Source organism: Psychrobacter halotolerans (assembly GCF_039680845.1).
In the GTDB taxonomy this organism is placed as follows: Bacteria; Pseudomonadota; Gammaproteobacteria; order Pseudomonadales; family Moraxellaceae; genus Psychrobacter.
On the sequence record NZ_JBDKWD010000011.1, the window covers coordinates 1 to 2,719 of the forward strand.

1 protein-coding gene is annotated in these 2,719 nt (G+C 48.5%); it reads left to right on the top strand.

Going from position 1 to position 2,719, the window contains the following annotated elements; genetic code table 11:
* Positions 1-112: 112 nt before the first annotated feature.
* On the top strand, positions 113-2,719 hold a 2,607-nt coding region (locus AAJP47_RS13430), incomplete at its 3' end, for a DUF2345 domain-containing protein (RefSeq protein ID WP_346718409.1).

The window sequence follows — 2,719 nt, forward strand, 5'->3', positions numbered from 1 at the left end:
TAGACTTGACAATATTTCAATAAACTCTATACTTTTATTGGTAAATAATTGATAAAAACTCTTATCCAAGCCATTTCTTTGGCATAAAACAAGCCGTAACGGTATCCTCATTATGCCTTTAAATACCGCTCGTCTACATAATATAACCGTTGGTACTGACCAAATAAGCTCAGTCGCTTTTTATCCCATTGCATTTCTTGAAAAAAACAATATTAACCAAACCGACTATATTAATGTACTAGTGTTTGGCTACGATTTTATTGAATATGACGATTGTTTATTATTGTTGGGCATGCCTGTATACCTGAGCACGCTATCCGCCATTCGCACCCCCACTTCTCGTACGGGACTGATAAAAGGCGTCAACTATCAGTATTCAGATGGCGCGATGCATTTCTATGCGTTAGATATCGTTAGCCCCGATTGGCAGCTCACCCAGTCCATACATACTCGCAGTTTTATCAATCAGTCTACCCTCGATATCGTGACCACTGTCCTTAGTGATTATGAGATGAATTGGCAAGTCTCTGAGACGCTACTGGCATCAGGGCGCTTGTCTGAGACACTATCGATACGCACACAATCAGATATCAATGACTATGATTTTGTCACTGGACTGCTTGCTGATATTGGTGTGTCTACCTTGTGGGTATCAGGAGATTCCCTTGATGAGCTTGGCACGTGGTGGCTGGTCTGTGGACTGGATGAAAACGAGCTAGTGCCACTGAGCTACAGCTATGCTCAATCCTCAGTCCAGTCAGGTCAAGACAGTGTCAATACGCTACAAATGACGGCGCGGCAGCTCAGTAGTCATACGGTTATAGTACGAGCGGATGGTTTGGCCACTGACACTATTTATGAAGGACAAGCGATAGATGAGTCGCCTTTCGTAATAGATGCTACTGCGGTACTGCTCGCTGCACCGTCCCGAGTGAGTAGTGATGATTCTGCTGTTAGACTTGCTGAGCAATGGGTACGGGCAAATCGTTGCCTGCGAGAAACCTATCAAGCCAGTGGCGCCATGCGCGGTCTTAGCGTCGGTAGTCCCGTTAATATCAGTGATCTACCATCGATTGGCCACTTAACGACTCGCTGTATAGATACCATGACGATCGGCATTGAGCCCGATAATGATAGCGTCTCTTATCATTATCAGGCCTTTATTAAGGAGTGGTTAAAAAGCGCGATCCAGCACCTGCAACACCATATACCGAATGCTAATGATGCCTTTATTCCTGAGAATGCCTATGACATCGCCCGTGATACGGGTATTTGGGTAACGGCGAGTTTACTTGACACCACTATTCCTTACTGCCCTTACCCGAGTGCATTGTCCTTTGTGAGCAGCACCTACCACGGTCTGACGCAAGCCCGTACTGGAGAGGCTGGTGCGCCAAGCTACGACTCACAAATCACTGATGACGCGATACACCAAACTATTACTACCCCTGTCTATTCAGGCATCAGTCCTCATGATGATGGCACCACCCCGCCTCTACGTGTCCTGCAACTGTCATCAGGCGCGACGCATGGCTGGCAGTTTGCCCCGCGTATGGGACAACCAGTCCTACTTAGTCACTGGTACGGTGATATAGACAGTCCAGTGATTAGCCGGTCACTGTTTGATGGTATCGGTATGGGCGATACGGATGAGCATGACATCACTACCCGTGATACGGGCTTATCTAACAGGCACAACGTACAAGGCGGCACCTCCCCTAGATGGCATGGCAATGGTTTGGGTCACTCGCAAATCAGTGAGGACGATGCGCACAGCGGCTGGATATCAGGTATTGCTCAGTATGGACTGAGTGCTGAGTCTGAAGTGACGTTCAGCTTTGATGATACGCCAAACAAGGTAGGACTACAGTGGACGGTCAATACTGGGTCAAGTGCAAACAGCGAAAACCCAACCATCACAGAGATGGCGACCTTTGTGCCCGATGAACACGGTGTAGAGCTTGGCGTACTGCGTCATCGCTATAGCAATCACCAATCGAGCGACCGTGGTCAAGGGATCAATGTCGCAACCGATCACGGACTACAGATCAGTGGCGATACAGGTGTACTACTCACAACCTTTGGACTCAGACACTCACAATCAGAGCATGAGTCGGCATGGGTCAATGATGCAGGACAACGCCAGTTAAAAATAGGCGCTGAGCTGGGTGAGACGCTAGGAGAGGCCAAACAAGCACACCTGCAATCGACCAAGGCGCTCAGTCGTGCTGGTCAATCAATAGAAACCTTTAAAACCACGGCACAAGTGATTGATGAGACACTCAATACAGAAGTCTTAGGCGCAGCCGATGTGATGCTGGTGAGCCGTGACAGTATCCTCGCCTCTGCCAGTAATACGCTGTGGACAGCGAAGACGATTGTCAGACAATCAGGCAGCACGCAGTCAGAGGTGGTGGCAGGCAATTATATGCTGACGGCAAATACGATTGAGTCACTCTCGGGGATTGGTGGTCAAGCCGATCTATCAGGCATACATATTAGTGCCAATACCAAACCTGTGGCGATACAAGCACAAGGCGGTGAGCTGCAATTGCATTCTCAGCAAGGCATGACGATTGGTAGTGAGTCGGAGCAAGTGAATGTGTCGAGTCCGAAGCGGATTAAACTGCAAACGTCAGCGGGGGCTTCGATTACGATAGACGATAGTGGTATTAAGCTGGTGTGCCCAGGGATGATTAAGATTCAGGCGGTGAAGAAG